This window comes from Pedobacter sp. KH_004 (assembly GCF_057840755.1).
The window spans coordinates 4,722,140-4,745,564 of sequence record NZ_CM174519.1 but is presented as its reverse complement, the minus strand read 5'-3'; the positions used below and the strand labels follow the sequence as shown (position 1 = coordinate 4,745,564).

The following is a 23,425-nucleotide window of genomic DNA, read 5'->3' as shown; positions in this document are numbered from 1 at the left end:
TTAAAAAAATTAGATTTGTTTCTATCAAAAAATAGTCTTAAAGGGTGCGAATTCATCTTTATAGGGACCGTTAAGTAGTTGCCACATTCGTAGAAATAAATAAATAAATAATAACAACAACGCAAAGACTCTTAACACTTTAATGTCAATAGTTTTAAAGAAATAAGCGACAAGTATTATTTGAAAAATGTCGAACGCATATGAAAAGCGAACGAAAACTAATGATATTGATATAGAGCTAAAGTATATAATAGCCCCAAACCAATACAAATTTAGATATCCACGAAATTGAGGAAACCGTTCAATGATACGATCATACAAATAAAAAGATGTGAATAGGATAAGAAATTTATTTGCAAACCCCCTAATGATAATTTTCAATAATCCTAAGTCTGCATTATTGTCTTCGTTATATTCTTGACTTAGATATACCTCTAATTTTGCTTGTATAATATTACCAACTCCCCCACTAAATAGCTCTAAAAGTTTAGTTAAAACAACTGAGAAACTGATTGACAAAACTAATATCACCGCCATCTTTAGTCGTGATACCTTCGCATTATAAACCCACCAAGCTAAAAAAAAGATTAAACTTGTCCTATGAAATGCGCTTGCTAAAATCACCAATAAAATGAAGGGTACAATTTTTTTCTTCTCAATAAAAGTGACGGAATACATCAGTATGGCAATTGAAATCCATTGCCTCACAAATAAAATATTGGCAAATTGAATTGACCATAAAAATAATAGAGAAATAATTGGATATGGACTTAATTTTCGGATACCTAAAGTTTGAAAGAGAAACAACAAGAATCCCAAAACAATTAGAAGAATGGTGTAACTATCAGAAAATGTAAAAACTAATCTATTGAGCAAGGAAAATCCCCATTCAAAACCATCATCTTTGAATGGAATTTCTCTTATAGCGTTAAAATACTCGTAATAATTTTTCCAATCAGTTCCAGTTTCCCATCTAATAAAAGAAAGGATATATAAACAGACAGAATATGTTAGAAAAAACCAGCCAGTGATGGTTCTGTCCAAATTCTGAGCTTCTATGAAGGCTGAAATACAAAGTATGATAAATATAAGAATATAGAAACTCATTGTTATTGAATTAATTTTCGGGGAAAACCCCATTTCCTAAATAGCCTCCTTATTCAATACTGTTCCCTATAAAATAAAGCAAGTTTTATTTCAGAATGATAGATTTCATGCGATCTATTATTAGAACAATTTCACTGCTTACCTTGAATCGATAAACTACATAGAAATACAGAATTGTTGTAAGAAAAATTTTAGCTAAAAACATGACAGGTGATAGTCCTAGTACCGAATCAATCATATAGCATATAATTACTATAACTGGCATAATAACCATAACAATTAAAATCTTAGATGTATATGGCGTGATTCCGATTTTAACTTTCGCTACGCCTAATTGGAATAGTACAGAAATGATTACACAAACCGTTATTGAAGAAGCAGCTCCAATTATGCCATAGTTTTTCGTTAGAAGATATCCAGCGACGATACTCACAACTGATATGATTATTGAACCAAACAAAGTATAAAAATACCATTTTGATATAGTAATTAATTGCCCAATAGATCCAATGGAGATATCAATTAATCTTCCTACACTTAAAATCAAAAATATATACTTCCCAGACTTATACAATTCCCCGTTAGGAATATAATTATAAACGATATCAAGGTTTGTCCAAATGACAATGAAGACATATAACGCTAATACAAAGCCAAAAATAGAATTAGTCACAATTAATTCCTTTAAAGTGTTAATGTCCCCAACTGCGTAGCTTTTCGCAATCCTAGGAAATGATATATTTAAAACCGCAGAATATGGCACCAAAAGCAGTGTTACAAAATATGTAGCTGTAGAATAATAAGCTAAATTTGATAGGTCTGTAAATTTACCAACAAAGAAAATATCAATTTTCGATAATAAAAAAAAGGTTAAATTGCTTAAACAGAGAAATAGAAAGAACTTAACAAAATCTTTTAAGAGATTATTTTTCCGTAAAAAATCTAGGCTTGGTGTAACATCTATTTTAAAGTTTTTAAGTCTTAAAATATAAAAAAATACGATCACTGTACTCAAAACATAACCAATCGAAACTACAATAAGGACAAGCTCAAAGCGTCTTGTATAAACGAAAAGAAGTACAGAGAAGATATTGAAAAGTTTTAGAATAATATTCTTAAAAAAATTTATAAATGTAATATTACCTAACATCGCAGAATATGCTTCGAAAACAAAAAAATATGCATTGCATACCACTAAAGGAATAAGAAATAGCAAATATTTGATTATAATATCCAGGTTTTTCTTTGAAGATATTAATTGTGCTACTTCAGCTTTATAGAGACTTAAAATCACACTAAAAACAGTCAAAACTATTAATGGGCAAATAAATACTAGAAAATCGAATCCTTTAACGATTGCTAATTCTCCATGAACTCTATGGTAATACTTATTTATTAAGGTAGGTAATCCAAAATGAAAGTATATTGCCGCTATAGCCGAATATTCAAGAAGTAGGCGTAGTAGACCATTATACTCTGTAGGGAAATATTTCGGCGTTAGATAAAGAGTAAAGAAAGCGCCTAAGAGTATGCCTACATAGTTTATGCCTGAAGTTTTTAAACTTTCTTTAATAATTGAACTCAATAGTCTTTATTTTAATGTAAATAATGTTTGAATTGAATAAAAAGTGCTAAGCTGAGGAAAGTTTCCCTCGATTTCTCATTTATTTGATATTGTTATCGTCAAATTTTTTGCTGATCAAATGAATTTGGGTTTCGAAACGACTGTATGGCCTTAATAACTTTATTATTAATAAATATCTTTCGAAACCCAAAATTTTATATAAAAATCTAGTTAATTTATTAAATATGACTAATTTCCCATCTACGCCTTGAAGATTATTTTTTGTTACCTTATCTAAATTTATCGAAGATCTTTTTATCATTTTCGAATGTTTGAGGCGCTGGTAAAATGTATTATCATCTGTTGAGAATGGGTTAACAATATTTTCACCCTTAATTATCAATGACCTATATATTCTCCGGTGAAATTCAATTATAGAAGTGTCATTATCAAAAGTATTATAAGAATATTTCATATCTATATAACGCTCGAACTCCTGACGCTTATTCAATATTGCTGCCGAGTAAATATCAGTGAGCAAATTGATATCTTCATATAACTTTAATCCATCAATGTTTTTTTGTGCAACTTTTCCACTCATTAAGGATTTATAATCATAACCAGAGAAATGCACAAAAGTAATTGGATATGAGTCATTTTCTTCATTTTCATCCCTGTAAGAAGCAAAAAGTATTTCGTTCTTTGTATAAATTTTTCTTTCATAAAAATTCCAGGGAGCTAAGTTAAGCCCTAAATGTCTAGTGATTAACAATTCATCACTATCAAAATAAGCGGGTAAGAAATCCATCCATTTTTGATCGGTAAAACAGTTTTCATAAGGATCTATGAAACAATTATTAACCAACTTATTCCTCCACCATAGTAACATTCGTTTTGAAACGGAGTTGTTTTTAATTGCACAAAAACCCAAATTGAAAATCCCGTTCCCCAAGAAATCAATATCGGGTAGGTCCCCTAAGTAATTCTCCGTGATTTTGGAAAGATGAGGTGTTAAAACGATAGAGTGTTTATTTAACATATCAAGAACTATATCTATACTGTTATATATATATATATCCGGATCTAAATAAATAATTTTTTCATAACTTGTATTTTCGCATAAATACAAAAAAGCCGAAGGCTTTATTGATGTACAAAATTCCGTCAAATTATATTTAAAACTCATGTCAGTCCATCTACTATTGCTAATATCTAGAGTGTCTTTGGCAATAATGACATTTTCAGGAAGCGAGTATTTTTCTATATCACCTGAAAACTCATCAGCTACAAATATTAAAAAATCGGTATTTTTATTGTGTTTTTCTAAAGATTCTTGCAGAATTTTTGCTAAACCGATATAATTTTTAGCACAGATAGTAAATATTATATTTTTATTCATTATTTAGCATAATTAAGTTTCTTTAGTACAGGTGTATCGGAAAGCCTCTCGATGTTTTTATCCCATAAGAAATTTTCTTTGCATAATTTTATAGATTCGTTATATGCGGTTTGAAAATCAATTTTGTTTGTAAAAACTTCTTTAGTTAAAAAATCTCTTAGTTGATAATCTGAATTTATGTCAATAATTTTACCTACCCTGCCGTTATCAGTAACGTCAGCAGAACTGCTGACGCAAGTCGTTATAATAAAACATCCAAACCGTAATGCTTCTGGAAATACGTTAGGAAATCCTTCTTTATGAGAGGTAAGAAGAAAGACTTTGCTCCTATTATAATATGACCACAAATCCTCTTTTGAATATTTTGGTCCAACAAATATTACGCTATCGGATAAACCAGAATTATTTCTATAAAAAGTTTCGATATTTGCCTTAAATGATGGTTCGATATTTCCAACAAATATAACTTTCCAATCTCCTATACCCAGTCCTGAAAGCGAATTTAGAATCATCTCATGATTTTTGACTTCATCTCCAATGCGAGCAACTATAAGTATAATATTCTCCTTCTGAGAGAAAGGATATACCTCTACTTTGAGCTCAATTCGTGTTTCTTCATCAAAGCCATTTGGCAGCAGAAACACTTTATCACTCATACCTTTACCGAAAAGACCCATTTTTATTAGGTTAAATGTTTCCTTTGTTTCGCAAGTAAGTAAATCAACATTGTTATACAATTTTTTCTTTAAATATGATTTTATACTTTGTTTCCGAAAGTTCCTATCGACGTCTAATTGATAATCTGCTGGATTCATATCTCCCTTTATCAAACAGACGCCGTTCCCATTTAATAATTTATAAATCAGGGCTAGCAATAGATTACGAGGATTCAACCAAACTAGAAAAAGCAAATCTATTTTTTTTGCGTTACGAACAACATACAAAATTGTATGTCTCTCCTTCCATATAGAAAATTCAAATTCACTGTCCGATGTAATAGGAATCAGATTCGAATCTCTATAAACTTTTGGATAATGATTGTTCTCCTTATTCCGAGGGTAAACAAAATTAAATCTCGCTGAGAGTTTCTTTGCAAGTATTAATGGCGCTAAAAAAAAGTCTTTATTTAAAATACTTTCGTCAAGATAAAAAAGTGATGTAACTACTGGCTTATTAAACTTCATTGGATAACTTATTTTCTCTTATTACCTTTGCTGGCACACCTCCCACGACCGAATAAGCTGGTACATCTTTAGTAACTACACTATTTGCACCTATTACTGCCCCTTCACCAATATGGATTCCAGGCATAATTGCCACTCCTTCGCCAATCCAAACATTTCTTTCGATAACGATTTTTCCTTTTGATACCAACCTTCTATGGATTGGGGCTAAGAGTAGATCTTCCATGTCAGTGTTGCCATGCGAATGATCCGATATAAAAACTTTACTAGCAATCAATACATTATCACCTATTTCAATCGAATAGATGCAACCTATGTGACAATCATCATTTATACCAACAAAGTCACCTATTTTAAGATAAGGCGAATATTTGAATTGACGATATTGCTCATATGTTTCAAGTCTCACATTTTTACCAATGACAACATTTCTACCAATAGATATGTTTTTACCACCGATAATCGTGATAGGGTAGCCTATTATGCTGCCTAATTGAAAATTCTTGAACATATTAGAAACATAACCAGCGTATAGGTATCTAAATAGTCTGTTATATATCCCTATTGGATAGTTTGAAATAAGATATGACAATTTTCCAAGCCAGTATAAACATGCTTTCATTCTATTTTATATTAAAGATCAATTTCGCTTGCGATTCAAACTGATTTTTCTCACGCAAAATTTGAGCCCTATAAAAGTCAAAATCTTTAGTATGGCTTTCGTAATCAGCCATTAAAGTATTAATCATTTGTATAATGGAATCAACTGAACTATCAGATTGTTCAAATTTGTATTTATTGATTATTGGAACATCTTCAAAATATCGCGCAGATCCTTTTATACCTGTAATAACACAGCATCCATTTAGAGCAGCTTCTCTTGGAAGCCTATCTTTTCCCGGATGGTAGCCGAAATCGATATACAACTTACTTTCAGCGAAAACTTTAACCAACTGCTCACGAGACATATTTTGAAGAGGTATCCACTCATAGTCGGGTAGTCTTTTTATAATCTTTTCCGTAAACTCTAAGCCTTTTTTAGGATTATAAAGAATAGTATTACTGGACTTAATTAATGGAGATCCAGAGTAAAAGTCGGTATTAATGTAATCACTTAAGGGTACTGTAAGCTTAAATGCATTATTGATCAGGAAGTTTTGAGCGTATTCGGACTGGTATGCATTAATAGCGTCAATCTCACTCAACCATTTAATTGATATTAAATTTTTAAAAAGGTTTTTCCTTCTAAAAATTAGCTGGTAAAGTCTATATGAAAAAACTTTAAATCCAAAAAAGAAATCAAACCTAACTATATCCGATAACTTAAGATGCTCACCTCCAAATAAAAAAAAGTTATCGACACTAAGCCACCACAAAAGGATCTGAGCCCTATTTATTGACTTTAATCGGTCGAAAACAGCTTCGTAGAAGACTACAACGTTGTCATTTAAATCTTCAACTAACAAGGCCATTTTAATATTATAATCCTTGTAAGCATCCGGTATATTTGGGATACCAGAACCATAATAGACTATAAATGCATTTAAATGATTTCTATTCAGAAGATCCACTAGTTGATGAAGTAATTCTGCACCTCCTGTAACTACACCAGCCGGACAATACACGAATATTTTTGTTCTTTCGGTAATATTTAACATTTTTTGCTCAATGTTAATGAAGATGCTATAACTTGATGCATATCATAATATTTATATTCTGCCAACCTTCCTCCAAACAACACATTCTTTTCCCCTTCCGACAATAACTTGTATTTTTGGAATAAGTGATTATTATGGCTATCATTTATCGGGTAATAAGCTTCCCTTCCTTCAGAATAAGCCATTGGATACTCTTTGGTAATCACAGTTCTGGCTTGTTTTCCAAACTCAAAATGTTTATGCTCTAATATTCTTGTGTAAGGTATCTCAGAATCAGTATAATTGATAACAGCATTGCCTTGATAATTCTCAGTTTCTAAAATCTCATGTTCAAACCTCAAACTTCTATATTCTAACTGTCCGTATTGATAATTATAAAACTCATCAATTTTACCTGTAAATACTGTAACATCTGCTAGATTGATCAATTCTTCTTTCTGTTCGAAGAAATCAATGTTTAATCTTGTTTCAATTCCTTCCAGCAATCCATCTATCAATTTATTATAGCCGCCAATAGGTATCCCTTGATACTTATCGTTGAAATAGTTGTTATCGTAGGTGAATCGAACCGGCAACCTTTTTATTATGAATGAAGGTAATTCTGTCGCTTTTCTACCCCACTGTTTTTCAGTATATCCTTTAATCAATTTCTCGTAAATATCTGTACCCACAATGGATAAAGCTTGTTCCTCTAAATTCTTCGGCGATTCAATGTTCAACTGTTCAACCTGATCCTTTATTTTATCCCTAGCGGCCTGAGGAGTTTTAACCCCCCACAATTGATAAAATGTATTCATATTGAATGGTAAATTATAGACCTCATCTTTATAAAAAGCAACTGGAGCGTTTGTATATCTATTAAACTCAACAATAGAATTAACATAATCCCATATACTCTTATCATTGGTATGAAAAATGTGAGCACCATATTTGTGAACATTTATCCCTTCAATATTCTCGCAATAAACATTCCCACCTAAATGTGCCCTTTTATCTATTACAAGACACTTTTTTCCTTTTTTTTTCATCTCATGAGCAAAAACAGAACCGAAAAGTCCTGCTCCAACTATTAGATAATCATATTCTGCCATAAACTTCTTTATCAATTTAAACCATTACTTGGTTGGATCATTTGTAAAATTATTAAAAGGAATTATGAATTTATTTCGTCAAAAATTCTGTAATTAGCTTCTTAAACACTAGGGCTATAACTATTAAAATATTAAATATTGCAAAACCTACAATTAATCCTTTGATCTTTCCAACCTTATCCACCGGGAGGGGATAAATAGGTTCGTCAATTACCTCAAGTAATGGCGCTTCTTTCATTAATGCTAATTTTGACATCTCTAAATTTTGAACTAAGGAGCTTAAAATAGCTTTATTAGTTTCAGCTGAAAATTGTGCACGTTGTGAGGGTACTATTCTTTGAACCTGTCTTGTCGGGTTCAGATTAGGAGTGGCGTCTGAAACAGCTGCAGATGTGTAAATTGCACCATTCATTACCGCTCGTACGGAATCTGTCTTACGCTGCATAATTTGAACATTCTGTAAGGATTTTTTTGTTTTTGTTTTAACATAAAAATCGTTTACATTTTTAACCAACGCTTCATTAAAGGCTTTTGCAAACACCTCGTCTCTGGCCCTTACATCTACTTTAATAATACTTAATTTTTTATCTGGTTTGCCCACACTAAGATAGTTCCTTGCAATATCAGTAATGATCTGATTAATGATACTATCCCTTGTCCTGTTTGACTTGAAATATGCTTGATCACCAGATAAACTGTCACTCTGAAAATTTAATTTCAAAAGTTCAGGCTTGTCAAGCCACTGTCGTCTTAACCCATTATACTGTATATATCGATCAATCAAAGTGTGTTTTTGATCATTGACATCCATCGCTGTTAATAAAGTTTGTTGCAGCATTTTCCTCGACCTGTAAAGTTCTAATATATTATCACCTTGAAAAATACCTCCCCCATTGCTCCCCAGATCAACACCCGCCATGGAAGCTAAGCCTGCCAGATTTCCCAAACCATTCCCACCTTTTTCATCTTCTAAAACAAAAGTAGTTGTGGCAGTATATACCGCCTGTTTTGTTACTGCATAGTAATAACCTAATGCTCCGCCTATAACACCAAAACCAAAAATAATTAACCACTTGGACAAAAGGTAATTCAACCATTCCTTTATTCCAAAAACAAATTCCTTCAAAGAAACCACATCGTTATGGGTATTCATCTTTTGCTGTTGACTTTCTTTAGTCATTATTATTGATTTCATTAATAACTCCCCTCCAAACTTAGGATGAAAAGAGTTCAGTTATCTTAATAAACTTACAATTATTGCCCCTAATGAGGCAACGGCCGTGCCTATACCTATCCAGCTTTGCGCAGTCATTCTCTCTCTATCTGCACGCTTAGGAACCAAAATTTCAGCACCCTGCTTTATTTTTGGATAATTACTAAAAAACAAAAAACCGCCTACTGCTGCTGCTGATCCATTCGCATATTTGACATAAACTCCTGACTTGCGAGCATTGCTAGTAAAACCACCAGCACCATTAATATATTGCCTCAAACTTTTGCCTGGAAGAAATACTATACTATTAGGATTTAAGACCTCACCAGTAACCTTAACTGTTTGTAGGGCGCGGGGTATACGAATCACGTCACCATCTTCTACAATAAGATCATATTTAGATAAAGTATCCTTCAGTATTTTAACCAAGTTAATACCAACCAGATCACTCTGAATAAGCTTCTGCTCAACATCAACTGAAACGGTATCCTTAACACCTGATTCCTGTGCTCTTTTTAGATTCAAAAACTTTTTGTTTTCTTCTTCTTGGTTATTAATTACATTTTTATCAGCAGGATTGACCTTTTCTGCTCCCGGTCTTTTCAATGAAGCGCCATCTGGATAGGCGAATGGAGTTAACCCACCTGCTCGTTTAATAATTTCAGAAATATGCTCATCTTTCCTGGTGATAGTATAGGTGCCTGGATATAAAATCTCTCCTTCTAATTTTACTTGCCTTTGAACCGCGTAACCTTCCGAACTGCGAACACTAATGATATCGAAGGGTTTTAATACAAAAGAATTATCGGTTAACTTTAAATCCCGATCTACGTCTACAATAAAAACTTCCGCTGTGCGAGCCGACGTTGTAGTTGCATCACTATTTTTCACTCTCCTTGAGATTTCGATTCTATTGGGCGTGGCACCCTCTTTGAAGCCCCCAGCCAACTGAATAACAGATTCTAAAGTCATATCATCTGCATATTCAAATGTAGAAGGCGTTCTGACTTCACCCTGGATACTTACTTTATATTCATCACGCAAATCAAATAATGATGATATCGTTATTTTGTCTTCGCGCTGTAAGAGAATATCATTTTGTGTTCCTGCTATGATTTTTGCTACATCAAATGAAATCAGCGATTGTGAGTTATCTGGATTTAAGCGGTTAATATAACCCCTATTTAAAAATGCATCTTCTGTTAAGCCATCTGATTTATTAATTAAGCCACGCAATGTCAAGCCTTTATCCAATTCATAAATGCCAGGCCGAAAAACAGAGCCAATAATTTCGACACGATTAGCAAAACGGTCCAAGATGGCCTCTACCACAAACTTGTCGCCATTCTTAGGTGAGTAGGTAGAAAACTCGGAAGATGATATATCTGAGATCTTACGTTCCCGATCTGTGTTCTGGAAAGCCTTAATTTTAGCAGTATAAGCTTGTGTATTAAAACCTCCCGCAAAATTAATGACGTCTTGCAAAGTTTCATTTTTAACCACTTCAAAGAGTGCGCTCCGCTTTACCTCGCCTAAAATTTCTACGCGTTTATCGAAAACCGGGACATTGATCACGTCTTGATCTTGTAAACGTATATTGCTTTTTTGAATACCTTTTAAAAGGAAATCGTAAACATCGATTGTGGCAATGACCCTATTATTTCTAATTAACTGAATATTACGAAACGAGCCATTTTCAGATGGGCCTCCAGATGCATAAAGAGCATTATAAACAGTTGATAATGAAGATAGTGTGTATGTTCCAGCCTTAGTTAACTCACCTGTCATCGTGATGTTAATACTCCTGATATTTCCTAGATTAACAGCAACATTAGTTCTCCCAGACCTTAATGATGGATAAGTTGACGATAATGCTGATCTGATTTTAGACGTAGCTTGTTCTATAGTTAACCCCCCGACCGAAATTCTACCAACGTATTGTAAACTAATTATTCCGTCTGCAGTAACAGCTAGGTTATAACTCGCTTCATTGTCCCCATTCAGATCTATTAATAGGCGGTCATCTGGTCCGATAACATAATTTTTTGGTGTAGCAATTCTTAAGTTCGGTTCAAAAGTAATACTTCCGTTCTTAAATAACTCGGCACCAAAGATTTTGGGGAATATTTGTTCATCTATTACTTTTTTCTCAATATCTATTTCATCTAAATTCGATACCTTATTCATTTCGGGACCAGTTCTTGTCGTGGTTGTATCTGCTTGGTTAGCTGAACTTGCCCCTTGCTTTTTCACCTTTGCCACCCTTAATTTCAGTTTCTGAACTTCATCGGCCTTCATACCCTGTGCAGTAGCCATCTGTTCAATCTGTGCTTCAGAATACCCTATCGACTCCGCTCTTTTAATCATCTGCAAAATTTGTGCATCAGATAAATCATCAACTTTCACGTTCGAATAATTCTGGGCAAGTAGGGTAGTTGAAAAAGTTAAAAAAATGAACGTTGAGATTAGTATTATACTTTTTTTCATAGCCTGAAAAGCTTCTTTTTTTATTTTGGATAAGGTCTACTTTACTTACTTTGTAATCCTATGATAAAATGGAAATCATGTTATTGTAACGCTCTAATTCAAAGTTCAAACTTTTGATTCTGGTCCTGATATAGTGATCGACTCGATCCATGCGGAACAAAAGGAAACAACTTTAAACATCATCATGTTAAAATCTTTTTTAACACTAACCCCCTTAGTAAGCTTTTCTGCCCTATAACGCGAGACTTCATCAATTTTTTCCACGGATTTTTAGCTTGCAAACATACATAAATATTTATTATGTAGTGCCACTATCAGGAATATACAAAGAATATATTACCACTTAAAAAGCAATGATTTTAAAAAAATCATCATAACTGATGAAAGATTAATGGAGTTATACAGAAGCACAAATGCTGCTTTTCCTATCTATCGTGATTTAAATCTGAAGAGTCTTGCAATAATCACCCTTAGCTCAATATGAGCAAAACTATTTGTGTTGTTTGTGTCCTTATCTTTAGTTTCAGAATGATAAAAACAGAAAAATAATTTTTTGGAATGGCTTATTCGGCATCGTATTCGGGAATTTTGCTCCTAGTCATCTGGACATAATCGTTCCAACATATAGAATAAAATAAGTACAAGCTATTTCAAGAGGTAAGTTCGCATCTAAAATTAATTAAACCTTTTCCTTTTGAATCATTGCTGGCAAGGTTGATAAAATAATTTTAAGATCTAAACGTAGAGAGTAATTTTTCGCATAAAAATTATCGAGTTTTTTTCTTTCCCTTTCTGACATCTCTTTTTTTCCTCGTCTGCTCACTTGCCATAACCCGGTGAGTCCTGCAGGCGCTAAGAATCGCACAGCCCATTCATCCGAAGTAAGATGCATAGCCTCATAGAGTGGAAGTGGACGGTTTCCAACCAGTGACATATCTCCACGTATAACATTAAATAACTGAGGGAGCTCATCTAAACTATATTTCCTTATAAAGCTACCTACTCTGGTGACTCTAGGATCATTCTGAATTTTGTTAAAGATTGGACTCACCCCGTCATTTGTTTTGTATTGGTTAGCGTTGGAAAGATTGATAAGATCTAAGCCGCTATGGTGCTTCATGGAACGAAATTTAAAGAAATCAAATATCTTATATCTAGCCCCTACACGTTTGCTCCTATAAATGATCGGTCCCCTCGATTCAATAGATATAGCCATTGCAATAAGTACAAATACTGGAGCGGTTAACAATAGAATGAAAAGACATACTAATAAATCAAAAAATCGCTTCTTTAGTGGAAATCTTTTGCCAAAATCCTGCGTTTCCAAAACAGAACTGCTAAGCCGCGGCTTGATTGATCTAAATTTTATCAGAAACAAAATTCGGTCCCTCAAGTTCTCGACCGGAATGGGCGCTGTATAATGATCCCCGATGTGATAAGACCTGGCTAAACTTGTTAATCTATTATTTGGAAACGGAGATAGGAATATTATAATAATCTGGCTAAGCAAGGTGTTGCGTTTAAGTTTTTCAACGAAAGCTAAAGTCAGTTCAACATCATCAACTTCAATAACTATAGCATCGGGAAGCGTGATCAGTGTTTGCCTGGAGATGTATTCTTCCAACCCACCAAAATCGCTTATAAACTTGATCTCAAAATTATCATTTAAAATAGGAAGGATTTCATCCGAAAGATTATCTCCCGAGTAAACAACATGTATGGATTCTTTGCTATTTACCTGTGATTTTGCATCAGTTAAGTTCATATTTATTAAAAGCCCCACTTATAGCCAAATTCAATTCCTCAGGATTAAATGGTTTAGCTACATAAGCAACAATAGACTGATTTGATGCACTCATATTAGATTCTAAACCCTGCGTTCCAGAAAGAATAATTACCGGAACTTTATTATATAGGCCACTAATTTTGAGATTGTTTACTAATTCCAGACCGTTCATATAAGGCATATCATATTCAGCAATAATTAGATCTGGAAGATTACCATGCTGTATCCATTGCAATGCTTCCAGGGAACCACTTTCTAATCGCAGTTGATATTTATCTTTTAATAAAGCTTGTAATAGGTTGAGCATATGAATTTCCCTATCGACAATGAGTATTTGCTTGCTGTTCATAAAATAACATTATTAGCAAAAATACCATAATCTTGTATAATAAAAAATACAAATAGTTTTTATAATGCAATATTTTGACTTATATCAACACGTTTATTTAAGTTTGGGGGCAATGTTCACTAACTAAAATTTCCATTGAATATCTTCACCCAAAAAAAGTGTTAGGCAAAAACGACAGTTTTGAAAAAAAAAACGCTGTGAGAGTTGAGATAAAAGTCAATATTAAATTGATAGCGTCCTAAATACGGCATTCTGAAGCTAAGTAGATTAACTGCAACTGTATTTGCCTCCCTATTACGGATATGGTGTATAGTCGCAAGTTTCGTCTTCTTTTATTATTGAGAGAACATCGCCTCCTGGAGGAAAACTGAATTTCGAAGTAAAAGAAAACAATAAGGGTAATTACTAGAGTCGTCCGCTAACGTAGTTTCGATCAATAAACGATTTGGTATCAAAAACGACCGCACCGTTATTCTTAAATTTATAGTAATCTAAATCCAGAAATTGTTGATGAGAAACAGCGATGATTACAGCATCATAATTATAATCTATAACAGGAACGAGCTTAAAACCATACTCTGATAAGACAGCATCGGTATTTGCCCAGGGATCAAAAACCTCAACTTGCATTCCAAATGAGATGAGTTCTCTATAGATATCAATCGCGCGCGTGTTCCGCGTATCCGGGCAGTTTTCTTTGAATGCAAATCCGAGTATTAACACACGAGCATTTTCAATGCTTTTTTTCTCTGCAATCATCAACTTCACAACCTTATTTGCTACAAAAATGCCCATATTATCATTTACCCTTCTTCCTGATAAAATGACTTCCGGTATATAACCTAAAGATTCAGACTTATGAGCCAAATAATATGGATCCACACCAATACAATGACCACCAACCAGCCCGGGTCTAAAATTTAAAAAATTCCACTTCGTCGAAGCTGCTTCAAGTACATCGGAGGTGTCGATGCCCATTCGATCAAAAATAAGTGCCATTTCATTTACGAAAGAAATATTCACATCACGCTGGGCATTCTCTATTGCTTTGGCTGCTTCAGCAACTTTTATATTAGGTGCCAAATGTGTCCCTGCAGTAATTATAGACCTATACAATTGATCTACAACTAAAGCAATTTCTGGATTGGAGCCGGAAGTGATCTTTTTTATTTTAGTAATGGTATTGACTTTATCACCAGGATTAATCCTCTCGGGACTATAGCCGCAATAAAACTCCTTATTATAGCCAAGTCCCGAAACGCTTTCCAGCACCGGAACACAATCCTCCTCGGTACATCCGGGATAAACGGTTGATTCGTAAATGACCAAATCATCCTTTTTTAGGATGGATCCCACCATCTTGGTAGCTGCGATGAGTTGAGATAAATCCGGACGCTTTAACTTATCAATTGGTGTTGGCACTGTCACTATAAATACCGTACATGCACTAATCTGCGAAAGGTCTGATGTGATTTCCAGACCCAAATCGCCGACACTTCTTAATACCGTTTGAAGATCTGGGAGATTAGTCTCATTGGTTCGATCGATGAGGTCTTTTAACTCATTAATGCGATTAACATCAGGATCGAAGCCTATTACCTTGTATTTTTTTGCAAATTCTACAGCTAAGGGAAGGCCCACATAACCAAGACCAAGTACCGCTATCTGCATATTTGTATTCATTTTTTTAAATTTTCAAGACACGTCGATTGGCACGCAGTGTTCAGCATAATAACTATTTAGCTGTTATTTGTTTCAATAAATAAGCTCCATAACCACTCTTGACAAGAGGTGTTGCAATTTCCCGAAGCTGATCTGAGTTAATAAAACCCATTCGGTACGCGATCTCTTCAATACATCCAATTTTAAGTCCCTGGCGCTCCTCAATGATCTGAACAAATTGTCCAGCCTGCATCAAAGAGGTAAAGGTTCCTGTATCTAACCATGCCGTCCCGCGACTCAACACGCCTACTTTAAGCTTCCCTCTTTCCAGGTATATTTTATTGATATCGGTTATCTCATATTCTCCACGCGGCGACGGTTTGATATTCTCCGCAATTTCAACAACCTCGTTATCGTAGAAATACAAGCCTGGCACTGCATAGTCTGATTTTGGGAACTCGGGTTTCTCTTCAATTGAAATGGCATTTTTAGCCCCATCAAATTCAACTACACCATAGCGCTCCGGATCAGAAACTTGGTAGGCGAAAACAACACCTCCATCGGGATTAGCGCTAGATTGTAGTAGTTTGGCCATGCCATCTCCATAGAATATGTTATCTCCTAATACCAAAGCTACTTTATCAGCTCCAATAAACTCTTTTCCTATCACAAATGCCTGGGCCAACCCGTTAGGTTCTGCCTGAACGGCATAACTAAATTTACATCCTAATCTACTTCCATCACCCAAAAGTTTTTCGAATTGTGGAAGATCATGTGGCGTAGAAATAATCAAAATTTCCTTAATACCCGCAAGCATCAGCGTGGATAGGGGGTAATAGATCATTGGTTTATCATATACGGGCATCATTTGCTTACTACAAGCCAGTGTCAAAGGGTGCAAGCGAGTTCCGCTTCCTCCTGCCAAGATTATACCTTTCATAGGTTTTGAAATTAATTGTATTAGATATTTTAACCGCGTGGAATTCCACTAACCCGTTATATTTTCCTTAATTTGAAATTTTTTCTTCCTTTAATTTATTGATGCAAGCGATTAAGCTATCTCTCCAATAAGGAGGCCGAATATTAAAAGTATTTTTAATTTTGGATTTATCCATGACCGAGAAAGCTGGCCTAATTGCCTTAGTTGGATATGCGGATCCTGGAATGGGATTGACTTTAACCCTTGTTTCGCTGATTTCGAAAATTGCCTTTGCGAAATCATACCACGAGGTCACTCCCTCATTGCTAAAGTGATAGACTCCATAAGCAGCAGATCTTGAATCTATAATATCAAAAATTGCATTGGCCAGGTCTATAGCATAAGTTGGCGTACCGACCTGATCGGCAATAACGCCCAATTCCTCTCTTTCCGAGCCCAATTTTAGCATCGTCTTGACGAAGTTGTTGGCATACTCTGAATATAACCAACTTGTACGAATGATGAAATGCTCATTTAATAAAGCAACCACCGCTTTTTCGCCATCTAATTTGGTTTTCCCATAAACGTTGATCGGCAAAGCCTCGTCCGTTTCATTTAATAATTTAACAACATTACCTTCAAATACAAAATCAGTAGAAACATGTATTAATATTGCGCTATTCAAGGCACACGCGCGCGCTAAATTAGCGGCACCTGTTTCATTGACAGCTTTTGCCAGCTCCACTTCTTCTTCGGCTTTATCTACTGCGGTATAAGCAGCACAATTGATGACGAAGGCTGGTTTTTCTTTCTGCAATAATGCGCCAAGTCCAACGGAATCTAAAATATTAGCTTCTGTTTCTGGTGGGAGAACAATATCTATGATGCCTCTAGAAATGGCGACTGCATTCAGACATTGGCCGAGTTGGCCACCAGCGCCAATGATTAATATTTTACCCATGGATTAATTCAACGAAAGGTCTCAATAATAGGTCTTTATCTGATACTGATACCCGATCAGTTGGAATTTGCCAATCAATACTCAAATCAGTATCATTGTAAATCACACCGGTTTCGGAAGACTTGTTAAAATAGTTATCGCATTTATACAAAAACTCAGCTGTTTCACTCAATACGGAAAACCCATGCACAAAGCCTCTTGGAATATAAAGCTGTAATTTATTTTCTGCACTTAATCTTACCGCCACATGTTGTCCATAGGTTGGTGAGCCGGGGCGCGCATCAACGGCAACATCCAAAACCTCTCCTTTTGTCACTCTAACAAGCTTCGCCTGCGCAAAGGCACCTGTCTGAGCATGTAGTCCCCGGATGACTCCATAAGACGAGTAAGATTGATTATCCTGAACGAATGCGCCAGATAGCCCGGTCTTTTCTTCAAATATTTCCTTATTGAAACTTTCAAAAAAATAACCTCTGGCGTCCTCAAAAACTCTAGGCTTTATAATTAAGCAGTCTTTTATTCCTGTCTGTTGAATTTCCATTATTTATTTTCGTACTGCTTCTGGTAATAAGACTGATAATTTCCAGAGGTCACATTATTTAACCACTCTTCATTCTGGAGATACCAGTCTACTGTTTTGGCCAGGCCTTCCTCGAATTTCAAACTCGGTACCCAGTCCAACTGTTTTTGCAATTTACTTGAATCAATTGCGTAGCGCAAATCATGACCGGCCCGATCGGTAACATAAGTAATGAGCTTAGCAGACTCACCTGCTGCTCTGCCAAGTTTTTGGTCCATAATTTCACATAAAAGATGAATCAGATCAATATTTTTCCATTCATTATGTCCACCAATATTGTAAGTATCACCCGTTTTCGACTGGTGGAAAATTACATCAATCGCACGTGCATGATCCTCAACCCATAACCAGTCCCTAACGTTTTCACCTTTCCCATAAACCGGAACAGGTTTATTATTCTTGATATTGTTAATGGCTAGAGGAATCAATTTTTCAGGAAAATGATGCGATCCATAATTGTTAGAACAGTTAGAGATCACGCAATCCATTCCATAGGTGTCATGGTAAGCCCTCACGAAATGATCAGAGCTTGCTTTAGATGCCGAGTAAGGGCTATGTGGGTCATATGAAGTGGTTTCGGTAAACATACCTTCCTCACCCAGTGCCCCGTAAACCTCATCTGTACTCACATGATAAAACCGCTTTTTATCATAACTCCCTTTCCAGTTCTCGCGGGCAGCGTTCAAAAGATTAACTGTCCCGATTACATTGGTCATCACAAATGCAGTAGGGTCCGCAATCGAACGATCCACATGACTCTCAGCCGCAAGGTGTATAACTGCATCAAAATCCTCCTGCTTAAACAATTCACTCATCGCTGGGGCATCCGTAATGTCCATTTTAACAAAACGGTAATTGTCCTTGTCTTCAATATCACCGAGATTCGCTAAATTGCCAGCGTAGGTCAATGCGTCTAAGTTTACAATTTCATAGTCTGGATAAGTGTTAACGAATCGGCGAACTACGTGAGAGCCAATAAAGCCTGCCCCACCGGTAATTAATATTTTTTTCACAATGTAATTGGATTTCCTTTGCTAAAATAGGATTGTTATTGTAAATAACCAAGCTTAACCATAAAAGACACAAACAGCAGAACCATAGAAGCAGCCGATTTTTTGTCCTCGAATTTCGGTAAGCTGTTACGGCTTTAATCAAGACAATAATGATAATGCTTGATAAATTAAAGGGAGGTTACGGCGTTTTCAAGTTCCTGATACCACTCTGCACCATATTTACGGATAAGTGGGCCTTTGAGAAAACTATATACAGGAACTTTCAGCTCCCTTCCAAAGGTACAAGCATCGTGACAAATATGCCAACGATCATAATTCAATACTTCAAATTCAGGATATTTTGTAATCCGGATCGGATACAGGTGACAGGATATAGGCTTTTGCCATTCCACTAGTCCCTGTTCATAGGCTTTTTCAATTGCACATTTTGTGATGCCGCCTTCAAATAAAACATAAGCACATTCTTTATTTTTATCCACGCATGGTGTAGTAAGATCTCCGTCCTCATCCACCACATAGACGCCTTGTTCTTCAATTGCTTTTATCCCTTTTTCATTTAACAAATGCTTGATTTTGGGATAAATCTCCGAAAGAACAGCTGTCTCCTCGTGATCTAAGGGAGCACCCGAATCTCCCTCCACACAACAAATCCCTTTACATTTGCTTAGGTTACACACAAAGTTTTCCTTTAAAATATCTTCGTGCACCAGCACTTGTTCCACTTCTATCATCATTATTCTTTTGCTAACGCATATTTTAGCCCTGCGGCTGATTTCAATTCCATCGTGACAGCTCCAACCAATATCTCCACCTGCGCTTTCACTGGCACCCGGTTTCCATCATCAGTCACCCACAGATACAAACGGCTGTCCTTTTTAAAGATGCGACCGGGTTTGATCGAAGGGCTGAATTTTAAACACCGAATATTCCCTAACTTGGTTTTTATGGTCTCTTTTCCCACATACTCAATCTCCAATGCGGATACTTCGTCCTGGAGAAAATAATTGAGTTTGAAGCTATCACCCGCTTTAAGCTTTGTGATGTCAAGGCTTCTTGCAAAATAATAGGCAGATACCAGATCAAATGTCTGAGTGGTTGGGGTAGTAAACGTCCCCCTATTGGAAACAACCTTTCTGGCCTCCTGATTAAACCGGGCTTTGTCCTGCCTTTTGTAACTCGCTTCCCTAATGTTTTCTTGATAAAAATACGGTAGCAAATCCTTTTTATCTATGTAGGAATCATAGTGATCCCTTATCTTATAAAAGACATCAAAAGTACCTGAAGTCTGCGCATCAACCGTAAGCTTATAAGTAGGCTTATTGTCAAATACTAAATCTGAATTGGTTACCTTTATGGTCGCCTCGGCGGCGGTTATAAAACCGTAGCGCAATCTATACTGCAAGATTTCGCCGTTTTGAAAAACAGGGTCCTTTTTCAACGGCAGCTCCTGTCCCTGGAGCATTAAGCTACCAAGTACCATCGTCAGCATTAGCATTATCTTTTTCATTTGCTTGTGTGTTTCATATGTGTGTAGTCTGCAGCCATTAAAACGTTTGTAAACTATACGAAATATATGCAAAAAGCAAACCAAACTTTAATCTTTCCTTTTGTATACAGGAACTGTTGAACATGGCTCTCCGAACATGATACTCTTCACCACAGGGGTAAGCAAATTCGTTATTTCTACATAGGCAGAAACCGGAACATCAATATCTCCGCAACCTTTAACCACTACACGTTCATTCGCATATTCTTGTGGGTTAATTTTGGCCAGTGCTTTAGTAAACAATACCGCATCCAGCGTTTCCAAACCACCAAAAACTACCTCATTGGCATAAGGCTGAAGCTTGTTGGCTAAAAGCATATACGCCCAGGTAGGTACTATGGCATCTGCCGAACAGATGATCCCTACATTCTTATCTTGATATTGGGACCAATCATGTTCCTTAATAAATGCCCTGAAATCCTTCTCCCTTAGCATCAATCCATGAAAAAGATTATCCTTGATATCATAAATCACTCTTTCTCCTTTATGATAAAAATCTTCCAGATTTAAAGTAATTAAACCGCTACCAGCTACTTTGTTGACGATATTTTCTTGAATTTCCATAGCTTTTAAATAAAAAAACCATCCCCACTCATAGCGGGGACGGTTTCAAATTTACGGAATTTCTAATTAATAGAATTTCACACGATTGTCTTTTATAGTAGCTTGATCAATTAAAGCCTGGAAAGCAGCCTGTCCAGAACGTTGTCCTAAGCTTAAAAGCATACTTTCTTTTTGTTTAAACATGTTTGCAATCGGCGCTGGATTAGTAAATCCATCCACAACGAAAACATAAACACCACGCTCGCCAGCTACTGGAGTAGAAACTTTACCTGGCTGAGCACCAAATACACTACCCACCAATTTATTTTCTTGAGCAACACCTGGAATAACAGGATTTGCGAAAACAATATTTTGAACTGGATTAACCGGGGCACCAACTTTAGATGCAATTTGATCTAAACTTGCTTTACCAGCAGCATTCAATTTATCTTTAAGCATTTTAGCTTTAACTTCATTTAAAACTAGAGGCTGGATTTCTTTTTTAACTGCCTCTAATGGAAGAATACCTTTAGGGTTAACAGCGGTTAAACGAGCCACCACATATTCATTGGTCATGGTGTAAATTTCAGGCAAAACATCACCTTTATCTGCAGCATAAGCATCTTGAATTAATTTACGTGGATTATCTAAACCAGCGGCGAAACCCTGAGTTGCACTGATTTTATCGGCAACTGCTACTTTCAGACCTTTCTCTTGTGCATATTTAGCAAAATCTTTGCCTTTGACATCGTTTAAAAAATTGCTTGCTGCTTTGTAAGCCGCTTGCTGGGTTTTGCTACTTGCGCCTAAAGTTTTCTCAATATAAGCCAACTTGGCCACTTTCGAATTACCCATCTGTCTTTCGATGCTCATGATATGGTAACCGAACTGTGATTTAACCACTTTCAGATCGCCAGCCTTACCATCGAATGCAGCATTCTCAAACTCCGCAACCATTTGTCCACGGGTAAAAGCAGGTAAAGAACCCCCTTGATCTTTCGAACCATCAACACTATAGGTCTTGGCTAACTCCGCGAAGTTGCCGCCTTTGGCAATTAAGCCTTTTAAGGAATCAGCTAATTTGATCGCTTTGTCTTCACCACCAACTTTTGCCGGATCAATTAAAATGTGTTTTACTTTAACCGAATCTGGAGAGAAACGCGTATCAATCACTTTTACTAATTTATAAGAATTTCCAGTTAATGCCGGGCCGTAATAACTTCCTGCTGGCAAAGCAAATACCACTGAATCTAAAGCTGCATCACCGAGTTTACCTTTCGATAGATAAGTGTAAGGAACCTTAACATCAGAGTTGATTGCGGCGAAAAGTGAATCATTTTTCGATGTCCTGAAATCAGCTGCAATTTTTTCAACCTGTGCCTTTACTGCTGCAGAATCTGCTGCAGTTGGGCGGATGCTGAAAGACACATAATCAAATGAACGAGATTCCTGTGGATTATTAAAACGAGCTTTGTTCTCATCGTAATAAGCAGAGTAATCCGCGTCAGTCAATTTCACCGAAGCATCAGCAATGGTGCTGTAATCCAAACCCACATATTTAAAGTTAGCCAGTTTGTTGCGGTTGGTATATTCGTCTGTAGCTTCCAATGAAGTTACATAAACAGAATTACGGATTAAGTTAGAATATTTAGCCTGTAAAGACTGTTCTTTAATTTGCTGCTGCAACATGTTTGATTGCTGCAAAGCCTGTGCATCTTTTGATTTTAAGAAATTCATCAAAGTAGCACGATCGATTTGACCTGTTTGAGGATTTGAAAAGTATTGTTTTATGATTGGGCTAGGATTTTGGCCTTGCAATAAGTCAAACAACTCATCTTCAGAAACCGTTAAACCCAAACGCTCATATTCTTTGTTCAATAATACGCCCGCCAGTTCAGCATTCCAGGCCTGATCAACAGCCATAGCCGTCATTTGAGGATTTAAACTTCCACCGAATTGTTGTTTGTATTGATTTAAACTCTGATCTACCTTTGGTTGAAAATCATCAATACTGATATCATTCCCATCAACCGTACCCACTACTTTTTGATTTGCCGACCAAAAAGGCTTACCCACGTTAATTGCATCGCCTACTAAAAATGCAACAATTGCAAAACCGATAGCGAAGACTAAGATATAGCCAGCACGGTTACGCAAAAATGTCATTAATCCCATATTGTACTTTATAAATTTATTTAGTTTTTTTTAAGAGGGCGCAAGATACAAATTTGCCTTAAAAAAGGAAACACAAAATTTTATTTATCAAGTGTTTAATTTTTAAGCAAATAGAACCGTTAAAATTGTATAATAAGTGAGGGATTTAACGAGAGAACTAACGAAAGTCAGGATACGGCAACGCAGAT

20 protein-coding genes are annotated in these 23,425 nt (G+C 35.7%); all 20 read right to left on the bottom strand.

Annotation, left to right across the window (positions count from 1 at the left end):
- Positions 1 to 24 precede the first annotated feature (24 nt).
- Positions 25 to 1,107, bottom strand: a complete 1,083-nt coding sequence (locus tag AC3ITD_RS20465) for an EpsG family protein (protein ID WP_489362548.1) — start codon at positions 1,105 to 1,107, stop codon at positions 25 to 27.
- Between the two features lie 85 nt (positions 1,108 to 1,192).
- Positions 1,193 to 2,692: a lipopolysaccharide biosynthesis protein gene (locus AC3ITD_RS20460; RefSeq protein WP_489362547.1), complete on the bottom strand. Its 1,500-nt coding sequence runs from the start codon at positions 2,690 to 2,692 to the stop codon at positions 1,193 to 1,195.
- Positions 2,693 to 2,771: 79 nt separating this feature from the next.
- A complete protein-coding gene (locus AC3ITD_RS20455) occupies positions 2,772 to 4,070 on the bottom strand; it encodes a hypothetical protein (protein WP_489362546.1) in 1,299 nt (432 codons plus the stop codon).
- The gene (locus AC3ITD_RS20450) at positions 4,070 to 5,254 is read right to left on the bottom strand and encodes a glycosyltransferase (protein ID WP_489362545.1); all 1,185 of its coding nucleotides are present in this window, start codon (positions 5,252 to 5,254) and stop codon (positions 4,070 to 4,072) included. Before AC3ITD_RS20450 ends, AC3ITD_RS20455 begins: the two co-directional genes overlap by 1 nt.
- Complete coding sequence (locus tag AC3ITD_RS20445; RefSeq protein WP_489362544.1) at positions 5,244 to 5,765, bottom strand: acyltransferase; 522 nt, start codon at positions 5,763 to 5,765, stop codon at positions 5,244 to 5,246. Before AC3ITD_RS20445 ends, AC3ITD_RS20450 begins: the two co-directional genes overlap by 11 nt.
- Positions 5,766 to 5,877: 112 nt before the next feature.
- Entirely contained in the window at positions 5,878 to 6,912 is a 1,035-nt protein-coding gene (locus AC3ITD_RS20440; RefSeq protein WP_489362543.1) for a hypothetical protein, read from the bottom strand.
- Positions 6,906 to 8,003: a UDP-galactopyranose mutase gene (glf, locus tag AC3ITD_RS20435; RefSeq protein ID WP_489362542.1), complete on the bottom strand. Its 1,098-nt coding sequence runs from the start codon at positions 8,001 to 8,003 to the stop codon at positions 6,906 to 6,908. Before glf ends, AC3ITD_RS20440 begins: the two co-directional genes overlap by 7 nt.
- A gap of 70 nt (positions 8,004 to 8,073) precedes the next feature.
- Positions 8,074 to 9,183, bottom strand: a complete 1,110-nt coding sequence (locus AC3ITD_RS20430; protein WP_489362541.1) for a lipopolysaccharide biosynthesis protein — start codon at positions 9,181 to 9,183, stop codon at positions 8,074 to 8,076.
- A 54-nt stretch (positions 9,184 to 9,237) separates the two neighbouring features.
- Positions 9,238 to 11,703: an SLBB domain-containing protein gene (locus AC3ITD_RS20425; RefSeq protein WP_489362535.1), complete on the bottom strand. Its 2,466-nt coding sequence runs from the start codon at positions 11,701 to 11,703 to the stop codon at positions 9,238 to 9,240.
- 679 nt (positions 11,704 to 12,382) lie between these two features.
- On the bottom strand, positions 12,383 to 13,468 hold the full coding sequence (locus tag AC3ITD_RS20420) for a sugar transferase (protein WP_489362532.1): 1,086 nt from the start codon (positions 13,466 to 13,468) through the stop codon (positions 12,383 to 12,385).
- Positions 13,455 to 13,838: a response regulator gene (locus tag AC3ITD_RS20415; protein WP_489362530.1), complete on the bottom strand. Its 384-nt coding sequence runs from the start codon at positions 13,836 to 13,838 to the stop codon at positions 13,455 to 13,457. The genes AC3ITD_RS20420 and AC3ITD_RS20415 overlap by 14 nt, the downstream gene beginning before the upstream one ends.
- A gap of 405 nt (positions 13,839 to 14,243) precedes the next feature.
- Complete coding sequence (locus tag AC3ITD_RS20410; protein ID WP_489362528.1) at positions 14,244 to 15,521, bottom strand: nucleotide sugar dehydrogenase; 1,278 nt, start codon at positions 15,519 to 15,521, stop codon at positions 14,244 to 14,246.
- A 52-nt stretch (positions 15,522 to 15,573) separates the two neighbouring features.
- Entirely contained in the window at positions 15,574 to 16,440 is an 867-nt protein-coding gene (rfbA, locus tag AC3ITD_RS20405; RefSeq protein WP_489362526.1) for a glucose-1-phosphate thymidylyltransferase RfbA, read from the bottom strand.
- Positions 16,441 to 16,507: 67 nt separating this feature from the next.
- Entirely contained in the window at positions 16,508 to 17,380 is an 873-nt protein-coding gene (gene rfbD, locus AC3ITD_RS20400) for a dTDP-4-dehydrorhamnose reductase (protein ID WP_489362524.1), read from the bottom strand.
- Positions 17,373 to 17,921: a dTDP-4-dehydrorhamnose 3,5-epimerase gene (gene rfbC, locus AC3ITD_RS20395; RefSeq protein ID WP_489362522.1), complete on the bottom strand. Its 549-nt coding sequence runs from the start codon at positions 17,919 to 17,921 to the stop codon at positions 17,373 to 17,375. Before rfbC ends, rfbD begins: the two co-directional genes overlap by 8 nt.
- Entirely contained in the window at positions 17,921 to 18,973 is a 1,053-nt protein-coding gene (gene rfbB, locus AC3ITD_RS20390) for a dTDP-glucose 4,6-dehydratase (RefSeq protein WP_489362520.1), read from the bottom strand. The genes rfbC and rfbB overlap by 1 nt, the downstream gene beginning before the upstream one ends.
- Positions 18,974 to 19,140: 167 nt before the next feature.
- Positions 19,141 to 19,704 carry a DUF3109 family protein gene (locus AC3ITD_RS20385; RefSeq protein ID WP_265797566.1) on the bottom strand — a complete coding sequence of 188 codons (564 nt, stop codon included), beginning with the start codon at positions 19,702 to 19,704 and terminating at the stop codon, positions 19,141 to 19,143.
- A gap of 2 nt (positions 19,705 to 19,706) precedes the next feature.
- A complete protein-coding gene (locus AC3ITD_RS20380; protein WP_489362518.1) occupies positions 19,707 to 20,480 on the bottom strand; it encodes a DUF3108 domain-containing protein in 774 nt (257 codons plus the stop codon).
- Positions 20,481 to 20,567: 87 nt separating this feature from the next.
- On the bottom strand, positions 20,568 to 21,083 hold the full coding sequence (locus AC3ITD_RS20375) for a DUF2480 family protein (RefSeq protein WP_265797436.1): 516 nt from the start codon (positions 21,081 to 21,083) through the stop codon (positions 20,568 to 20,570).
- Positions 21,084 to 21,149: 66 nt separating this feature from the next.
- On the bottom strand, positions 21,150 to 23,237 hold the full coding sequence (locus AC3ITD_RS20370) for a peptidylprolyl isomerase (protein WP_489362516.1): 2,088 nt from the start codon (positions 23,235 to 23,237) through the stop codon (positions 21,150 to 21,152).
- Between the last annotated feature and the right edge of the window lie 188 nt (positions 23,238 to 23,425).

Excerpts from the sequence above, each read along its gene's own strand:
- AC3ITD_RS20425 (WP_489362535.1), bottom strand. The coding sequence starts at position 11,703 with ATGAAAAAAAGTATAATACTAATCTCAACGTTCATTTTTTTAACTTTT.
- AC3ITD_RS20375 (WP_265797436.1), bottom strand. The coding sequence starts at position 21,083 with ATGGAAATTCAAGAAAATATCGTCAACAAAGTAGCTGGTAGCGGTTTA.
- AC3ITD_RS20420 (WP_489362532.1), bottom strand. The coding sequence starts at position 13,468 with ATGAACTTAACTGATGCAAAATCACAGGTAAATAGCAAAGAATCCATA.
- AC3ITD_RS20465 (WP_489362548.1), bottom strand. The coding sequence starts at position 1,107 with ATGAGTTTCTATATTCTTATATTTATCATACTTTGTATTTCAGCCTTC.
- rfbD (WP_489362524.1), bottom strand. The coding sequence starts at position 17,380 with ATGGGTAAAATATTAATCATTGGCGCTGGTGGCCAACTCGGCCAATGT.
- AC3ITD_RS20450 (WP_489362545.1), bottom strand. The coding sequence starts at position 5,254 with ATGAAGTTTAATAAGCCAGTAGTTACATCACTTTTTTATCTTGACGAA.
- AC3ITD_RS20370 (WP_489362516.1), bottom strand. The coding sequence starts at position 23,237 with ATGGGATTAATGACATTTTTGCGTAACCGTGCTGGCTATATCTTAGTC.
- AC3ITD_RS20430 (WP_489362541.1), bottom strand. The coding sequence starts at position 9,183 with ATGACTAAAGAAAGTCAACAGCAAAAGATGAATACCCATAACGATGTG.
- rfbC (WP_489362522.1), bottom strand. The coding sequence starts at position 17,921 with ATGGAAATTCAACAGACAGGAATAAAAGACTGCTTAATTATAAAGCCT.
- AC3ITD_RS20410 (WP_489362528.1), bottom strand. The coding sequence starts at position 15,521 with ATGAATACAAATATGCAGATAGCGGTACTTGGTCTTGGTTATGTGGGC.
- AC3ITD_RS20385 (WP_265797566.1), bottom strand. The coding sequence starts at position 19,704 with ATGATAGAAGTGGAACAAGTGCTGGTGCACGAAGATATTTTAAAGGAA.
- AC3ITD_RS20455 (WP_489362546.1), bottom strand. The coding sequence starts at position 4,070 with ATGAATAAAAATATAATATTTACTATCTGTGCTAAAAATTATATCGGT.
- AC3ITD_RS20415 (WP_489362530.1), bottom strand. The coding sequence starts at position 13,838 with ATGAACAGCAAGCAAATACTCATTGTCGATAGGGAAATTCATATGCTC.
- glf (WP_489362542.1), bottom strand. The coding sequence starts at position 8,003 with ATGGCAGAATATGATTATCTAATAGTTGGAGCAGGACTTTTCGGTTCT.
- AC3ITD_RS20445 (WP_489362544.1), bottom strand. The coding sequence starts at position 5,765 with ATGTTCAAGAATTTTCAATTAGGCAGCATAATAGGCTACCCTATCACG.
- AC3ITD_RS20440 (WP_489362543.1), bottom strand. The coding sequence starts at position 6,912 with ATGTTAAATATTACCGAAAGAACAAAAATATTCGTGTATTGTCCGGCT.
- AC3ITD_RS20380 (WP_489362518.1), bottom strand. The coding sequence starts at position 20,480 with ATGAAAAAGATAATGCTAATGCTGACGATGGTACTTGGTAGCTTAATG.
- rfbA (WP_489362526.1), bottom strand. The coding sequence starts at position 16,440 with ATGAAAGGTATAATCTTGGCAGGAGGAAGCGGAACTCGCTTGCACCCT.